General features: G+C 40.1%; 9 protein-coding genes. 3 read left to right on the top strand and 6 right to left on the bottom strand.

From position 1 onward, the window contains the following. Positions 1–31 precede the first annotated feature (31 nt). Entirely contained in the window at positions 32–1,072 is a 1,041-nt protein-coding gene (locus A33I_RS09820) for a SepM family pheromone-processing serine protease (protein WP_022628266.1), read from the bottom strand. Next, a complete protein-coding gene (locus tag A33I_RS09825) occupies positions 1,050–1,862 on the bottom strand; it encodes a patatin-like phospholipase family protein (RefSeq protein WP_022628267.1) in 813 nt (270 codons plus the stop codon). Before A33I_RS09825 ends, A33I_RS09820 begins: the two co-directional genes overlap by 23 nt. A gap of 166 nt (positions 1,863–2,028) precedes the next feature. Between A33I_RS09825 and ylbJ the strand changes: the two genes are divergently transcribed. Beyond that, positions 2,029–3,243, top strand: a complete 1,215-nt coding sequence (ylbJ, locus tag A33I_RS09830; protein WP_022628268.1) for a sporulation integral membrane protein YlbJ — start codon at positions 2,029–2,031, stop codon at positions 3,241–3,243. A 42-nt stretch (positions 3,244–3,285) separates the two neighbouring features. Here ylbJ and coaD read toward each other — a convergent pair whose 3' ends face one another. Both coaD and rsmD read right to left on the bottom strand, forming a co-directional pair. Continuing rightward, positions 3,286–3,771, bottom strand: coding sequence for a pantetheine-phosphate adenylyltransferase (gene coaD, locus A33I_RS09835; RefSeq protein WP_022628269.1), 486 nt, complete (start codon positions 3,769–3,771; stop codon positions 3,286–3,288). A gap of 54 nt (positions 3,772–3,825) precedes the next feature. Beyond that, a complete protein-coding gene (gene rsmD, locus A33I_RS09840; protein WP_022628270.1) occupies positions 3,826–4,383 on the bottom strand; it encodes a 16S rRNA (guanine(966)-N(2))-methyltransferase RsmD in 558 nt (185 codons plus the stop codon). 426 nt (positions 4,384–4,809) lie between these two features. Between rsmD and A33I_RS09845 the strand changes: the two genes are divergently transcribed. Then, on the top strand, positions 4,810–5,199 hold the full coding sequence (locus A33I_RS09845) for a DUF7147 family protein (protein ID WP_022628271.1): 390 nt from the start codon (positions 4,810–4,812) through the stop codon (positions 5,197–5,199). 46 nt (positions 5,200–5,245) lie between these two features. Here A33I_RS09845 and A33I_RS09850 read toward each other — a convergent pair whose 3' ends face one another. After that, a complete protein-coding gene (locus A33I_RS09850; protein WP_022628272.1) occupies positions 5,246–6,478 on the bottom strand; it encodes an MFS transporter in 1,233 nt (410 codons plus the stop codon). Between the two features lie 173 nt (positions 6,479–6,651). Then, positions 6,652–6,924: a YlbG family protein gene (locus tag A33I_RS09855; protein ID WP_012959515.1), complete on the bottom strand. Its 273-nt coding sequence runs from the start codon at positions 6,922–6,924 to the stop codon at positions 6,652–6,654. A gap of 160 nt (positions 6,925–7,084) precedes the next feature. On the opposite strand from A33I_RS09855, the gene A33I_RS09860 reads away from it, so the two are divergent. Beyond that, positions 7,085–7,426: a hypothetical protein gene (locus A33I_RS09860; protein ID WP_022628273.1), complete on the top strand. Its 342-nt coding sequence runs from the start codon at positions 7,085–7,087 to the stop codon at positions 7,424–7,426. The last annotated feature ends 53 nt before the right edge of the window (positions 7,427–7,479 follow it).

Below are 7,479 nucleotides of genomic sequence, written 5' to 3' on the forward strand. Positions count from 1 at the left end.
CTGCTGGCGAGCGTCAGCAGTCCTCTTCTTCTTATAAAGATTCTAGGAATTCAATGGCTTCTTCAAAACGATTAATTGGAATAATCTCCATGTCTGTCCCAATATCTTCTGCAGCTAATACCGCTTCATTGTAATTTGAATCATCTGCCCCGTCTTCAAACGGAGCTAGAAAATAATCGGCACCTGCTCTATTCGCCGCTACTACTTTTTGGGCAGCACCGCCGATCCGTCCGACCGTCCCGTCTTCTCTGATTGTTCCTGTACCAGCCACTAAATATCCTTTCGTCAGATTGCCCTCTGTTAATTGATCATATATTTCTAGAGAGAACATTAACCCTGCAGAAGGCCCTCCAATTTGGCTTGTATCAATATGTACTTCAGGATTAAAAGTAACTTCACGATCCGTAACGGGGGCTTGAATCCCGATCCCCACACGATCACTTGGTGCGTTCATCTCTTCGGGGAAGGGTGAAAAACCAACCGTTACCTCCATTAACTCTCCTTCTCTTTCAATCGTAAGGGTTACATTGTCACCTTTTTCATATCCAGTTAAACGCTCAATCAGTTCATCAGCCGTCCGAATACTTTCTCCGTTGACTTGTTGGATACGATCTCCTTGCTCTAACACCTCAATTGCAGGCATTCCTTCAATTAATACAGTGACCAGCACACCAAAGTACTCATAGCTTACTTCTTTATTCGCTTGTTCATAAGCTACAATTTTTGCTACCTCTTGTGAATCAGTCATCATCATCAGCTGCCTATGCTGATACTCTTCATCTGTTTCATCTTCAAATCGAAGCTGACTCTCTGGATGAAGAATTCGATATGGACTGAACTGAGCCCACGCATAAAAGATAGGGTTTGCCTTTCCCATCCTTATTGTCGTAAGCATAAAAGATCCCCCGGCCTCTTCACTTGCTCCATCAACTGAGATGACATTATCTAATACTAAGGCATCACCAGGCTGAGAATAGTAATACGGCAGGGGAGTAAAATACAACCCTAATAATAAAATGATTAATATCGGCCAGCGCCACTTTATCCAGTTACTCTGTTTTGTCTGCTTCATTCCCTTGCCCCTTCCAGTCGTTTATAATCTGCTTGATCTTGGGCATTTGTTCATATGCGGCTTCTTCCCCCCGCTCAATTAACTTCTCGACATTAGAAAAATCTAGTGAGCTTGTATGAGTAACAATAGGCCTAATCATAACTGAGCAATCAAGCTCCTTTGGTTTCATCATCTCTCGTGCCATAATGTCCATGCTTTGCATAATAACATCATAAACAGAATTAAACTCTAATTCCTGTCTAAAATAGGACACATCAACTGCTATTGTAATATCTGCTCCCATTTCTTTTACCACTGATACAGGGACACGATCAATCACCCCTCCGTCAACGAGCACTTGACCATTGCGCTGTTCTGGTACAAAAATCCCCGGTATCCCAATACTTGCTCTGACAGCCTCCGCTATCGGACCTGTTGTCATGACAACACGTTCTCCTTTTTTCAAGTCAGTAGCGATGACAGCAACCGGAATATCCGTATGTTCAAGGTGTTTAGATTTGGCTAATAAACGGATCAGCTCTTTTACGCGGTTACCATTTACAAACCCTAATTTCGGCACAGTAAAGTCAATATAATATTTCCTTCTAAACATGGATGCGAAACGCTCCATTGAGTCCGTTGTTTGTCCAATACCATACAAGCTTGCGACAAGCGACCCCATGCTGCTCCCAGCTAGATAATGAATGGGTACCCTCTCTTTTTCGAATGCTTTTAACACACCAATATGCGCAAATCCTCTTGCTCCTCCTGAACCGAGTGCGAGACCGATTTTAGGACACGACTTCTCCATACTATACCCTCTCCTATCTTACGGCTTCCCCTGTTCATTTTCAATCATATGGTCTAAACCAAGCCTCTATACGTATATTTAATTATGGACAAGAATTCAAAAATGCCTTAATCCGATATACAACATTTACGACCAGCTTTTTAATTAAAAGGAGGCTGCCCCTTCGATGTATTCTTCTAAAATGAAAACAATTCTGCTTGCAGCTGTAGCTATATTTCTTGCAGGCTCACTTATGGTTTTTCCAAAAGAATCGTTTGAAGCATCGATTCGTGGAATGACGATGTGGTGGGATGTCGTATTTCCATCCTTGCTGCCTTTTTTTATTGTCTCTGAATTATTAATAGGGTTTGGTGTTGTTTCATTTATCGGGGCGCTTTTAGAGCCATTAATGAGACCCCTCTTTCGCGTGCCAGGAGTTGGAGGGTTTGTATGGGCGATGGGGCTAGCATCAGGAAATCCTGCAGGTGCTAAACTGACTGCCCGCCTTAGACAAGAAGAAAAAGTGACTCAAATAGAAGCCGAACGCCTCGTCTCATTTACGAACTCTTCTAACCCGCTTTTTATATTCGGCGCCATTGCTGTAGGTTTCTTTCATAACCCTGCATTAGGTATTGTGCTTGCACTTGCTCACTATCTAGGTAATATCTGTGTCGGGCTGCTATTTCGCTTTCATGGTCGAGACCAAGAAGAAGACAGCAACGCTAAAAGCAGCAGTCTTTCTATAAAAGAGGCTCTTCGCCTTTTGCATCAAGAACGCTTAAAAGATGGCCGTCCTATTGGAAAACTATTAGGAGATGCCGTCCAGTCCTCTGTCAAGACCTTGTTAATGATCGGCGGTTTTATCATTTTATTTTCCGTTTTAAATCAATTGCTGTTATTAATTGGAATAACATCCATTCTTGCCGCCTTAATCTCTATTATACTGACATTTTTCAAGTTACCAAGTGATTTAAGCATCCCTTTTATTTCGGGATTGTTTGAAATAACACTTGGAGCTAAGAAGACTAGTGAGAGTACTGACACCATGCTCCTGCATCAAATCATTGTCACCAGCTTCTTCCTTGCTTTTAGCGGTTTTTCCATCCAAGCCCAGGTTGCCAGTATTTTAGCGGATACAGATATTCGTTTTAAGCCATTTTTCTTAGCACGAATCATTCATGGTTTTTTTGCAGCTTGTTTTGCTTTAGTTTTATGGGAGCCCCTTTATGTGAATCAGCAAAGTACCCAGGAGTGGGGAGTCATTCCTGTCTTTCTCATCGATCAATCAGAAAGGATTCACCCGATCTGGCAGCTCGTCGTTGAATATGGTTCCATATTTACTCTTATCACTCTTATTATCTATATCCTGTTAAAAGCTAATCGGGCCATAAAGCACGCATAAACAAAGCAGACCGGAGAATTTCCCGGTCTGCTTTGTTCTTGCTTATGATTCTTTAAACTTTTTCTTTAACGCCTCTGCTACAATATCAGGCACAATATCTGAAACATCCGCTTCATATTTAGCTACTTCTTTTACAATACTCGAACTTAAATATGAATAGTGGTTGTTCGTCATCATAAAAAAGGTTTCGATCTCAGGGCCGAGTTTTTTATTAATAGAGGCGGCCTGCATTTCATACTCAAAATCAGAAACGGCTCTTAAACCTCGGATAATCGTGTTTGCTTTTTTCTCTTGCATATAATTAATGAGGAGTCCATTAAATGAATCAATCACCACATTGTCTAAATGAGATGTTACTTCTTTTAACAGCTGTACTCTTTCCTCAACCGAAAACATCGGCTGCTTATTTCGATTATGTAGAACTGCAACAATAACTTGATCAAAAACCTTTGCACCTCGAGTAATAATATCTAGATGCCCATATGTAACTGGGTCAAAACTCCCTGGACAAACTGCTATACTAGCCATTTCCTTACCCCCTAGTCTTTTTTTGATTAGCGGTTACCTTTACATACGAATTAATTAATCCTTATCATGCTCAAAAATTGTGATGGTCGTATCTCCATATGTTTCGGCCCGAATCAGCGTTAATTCATTAATTTTATCAGGCATTTCTACTTTCGTATCATGTTCACATACAATCATACCCTCTTTTTCTAAGAGACCATGATCGCTGATGATACTGATGTCAGAGGAAAGCTTTTGTTTTGCGTAGGGAGGGTCTAAAAAGATAAGCGAGAATGCCAGCTCACGCCTGATTAATGCTTTAAGTGCACGGTCTGAATCATTGCGATATACCTCAGCCTGCTCACTTAACCCGCACTGCTTAAGATTTTCTTTTATTGTTTGGACAGCTTTCCTATCCTGATCGACAAATATTACTTTTTCTACCCCGCGGCTAAGAGACTCGATCCCAAGACCTCCGCTTCCTGCATACAAATCTAAGGCAAGTCCCCCATTAAAGTAAGGACCGATCATATTAAAAATGGATTCCTTTACTTTGTCCGTAGTGGGTCTAGTTGACACGCCAGGTACAGCTTTTATTGACAAGCCTTTTTTTTCGCCAGAAATCACTCTCATACTATCCACCTAACTTTCTTTAACCATTCTTCATCATCCTACCATAAATCCCCTTAAACAAGCACTATCAGATCATCTAACTTTTTTAATACATCATGTATATTGCCCAAATGTTTTGTTCATAATGACAGATAGCGGCATTGATTCAATGTTGCGACAACCGCGGAGAAGACTTACGTTTCCCCATAAGTTCTTCCTCCGGTTTCTCCTCTCCCATAGCCTAGTACATACATAGGTATGTTACATGGCACCTCGTAAGTTCATCTTACGAGGCTTTTTTTTGTCTCGACATTCCAATGAAGACATGCTACATTTTTTGTGTGCTGTTTTTCTGTTTTCGTAATACTTATTTTGTAATACATATTTTGTAATATATAGCGTGCAATTTATTTATTAAATGCTTTGCTGAAAAAGGAGAGACTGGAATTGATTCAACGATTCATAGAACTTGGCGAGGGGTACTCTGATATTTATGAACTGCTTGAACTAGCTCGTTTGAATAGAGAACGTATCCACCGTTTAATACGTTTAGATACAACAATAGGCAACAATGAAAAAACATCTTTAGCTGTGGCGTTAGAGCCTGCTGCACCCGGGAAACTTATGCCGATCTATATTTGCAGAGAAGGCGTGACAAACCCTGATGTAACTCCTAATCAAAGGTATGATTTATTCTCAGAGATGGCAGAGGAGCTTGACCTTACTATCCATAGTTTATCAGTTAAAGATTCTAAACAATTTAAAGAAGACGAATTATACTATCAATATCTTATCGGTATTTTACGTATGAACCGCTATATTCCTCCTCTTCAATAGGCATTCGTCGCGGCACTATTCAAATCAAATGCAAGAAAGCTGCTCTCTAATGAGAAGCAGCTTTCTTTTTTTGATGAAATTCCCTCATAAATAACCGTTCTGCTGGCGGCAGGACTTTAAGCTTTACTATAGCTACATTTACAAGAAGTATTGCAGCACACACTAAAAACAAGCCACGTACCCCAACATTTGCTATGATCCAGCCGCCGATGATTGGCCCAATCATTGTGCCAAGATACATAGCACTGTTTGAAAATCCATACGTCCTGCTCTCCATCCCGTTCGGGGCATGAAGACGTATTAGTGTATTAGCTGCTGGCAGAAGACCTCCTAGACAAAGACCTACCATAAACCTCAAGGCAATTAACTGCCATATGTCTGCAACAAAAGCTTGAGGGATTGAAAACATGGCAACGCCAAGCATAGAGTAAATCAACACATGATGAGCCCCTTTTTTATCACTCAGCTTACCAAGAAACGGAGCGGTCATCATATTAGCAAATCCCATTACAGATATAGCTAGCCCTGCAAAGAATGCCACATTTTCTGCAGGTGTTAATTCTGTTACGAACAAAGAAAGCAGCGGGTTCACACCCATAATCGCTAATTGAATTAAAAAGATAACTAAATAAAGAGATAATACAGGTTTTTGCTTCGTTACAGCTATAAAGTCCTCTTTTGTGCTAGTTTTCTGTTCCTTAGAAACCGGGGTAAATGACTCACGTACGAAGAACAACACGCCTAAAGCAGCAACCAAAATACATAATCCAGTTAAAAAGAAAACCATTTGATAACTGAAGGCCTGTGCCATTACACCTCCAATTAAAGGGCCGCATATAGCTCCTGCTACAGTTCCTGATTGCAGCACACCTAAAGCATAACCCACTTTTTCCTTTGGAGTATTAGTGGACACAAGTCCAATCGAGGCTGGGATAAAACCAGAGATCACCCCGTTTAATAGTCTTAAAATCAAAAGAGAAACCGGACCTGTAGCAAATCCAGTTAAACTAATAACTAAAGCCATACCAAAACCCGACCGTAAAATCATCATTTTACGTCCATGTCGATCAGCCATTCTTCCCCAAAATGGTGAAAATAAAAAGGCCGTTAAAAAGTTAGCCCCAAAAATAATACCAGCCCACAGACTTAACGTCTCTGGGTTCGTCACACCAAGTTCTTTTAAATACAAGGGAAGAAAAGGGATAATCATAGTCATAGCACTCATTACGATAAATTGACAGACAACTAAAATACGTAAATTTCGTTTCCAACCGTCCACAACGATCACTTCCTCTTCTATTAAACCCATTATATATTTCGATTCACGAAGGATTCAACAAGTAAAAACAGCCCTTTAACGCGTAAAAGAAACTGTAACAGCAGTTTAACTTCCGGAACCTCTTCGAATCTCTAAATTTCTAATTTACATAAAAAAACCAGGTTATCACCTGGTTAAATACCCATTTTATAATCATATTCTTTAGCCTTATCCGGCTTAGCATTTTGAAATTCAGTCTTGATGAAAGGTCTCATCGAAGGTTGAACATCACGTACGTAATGAAAGGATTGCAGCTTTTTTGTAATTTCCTCTACTTTATCCTGGTCACAATAGAAAATAACATACTTCATCTTCTTAGAAACATATTGTACGTTTCCAAAACGCCTAAGCTGCCTTGCAAACTTAAGAGAAGTCAGCCATACAGCTATCCCTTGACGGTTCCCCATAATTTCGTTCTCCTTTTTCATCTACTTACTTTAGTCTAGCATGCATTAACACTGAGAGCAACTTCCTATGCTGGCTGAAAATATGGATGATATTAAAAAATTACGATACACTTATTATATAATGAACATAACGAGCACCCTACTTTAAAGGATGAAGTGTATGAATTTAGACGTCATTTGGGAGAAGTTTATGATTATGACTTCTACAGAACCTGCGATTAAGAGTATTAGCAAGAAAATTTTTAGCGGCTTTCCGTTTCTATATATTCACTCTTATATCTCAAAAGAGGATATAGAAAGACTATTGTTCTATAATGCAGCGGCCGTAATGAAAGGTAAACGATTACAGGCCGATATTATTTTTGTGAGAGAACAAGACCAAACCTTTGTTTACAGAATGAGATTTTACGTACCAAATGAGAAGCTTGTTTGCTGCGGGAGGGGCTGCAGAGATTGTATTAGATTTCGTGATTCCACATATCGAGTAGGAGGAGGCTATTAGCCTCCGACCTCTCACACCACCGTACGTACGGTTCCGTATACGGCGGTTCAAAT

This window comes from Alkalihalophilus marmarensis DSM 21297 (assembly GCF_000474275.2).
GTDB classification, from domain to species: Bacteria; Bacillota; Bacilli; order Bacillales; family Bacillaceae_D; genus Alkalihalophilus; species Alkalihalophilus marmarensis.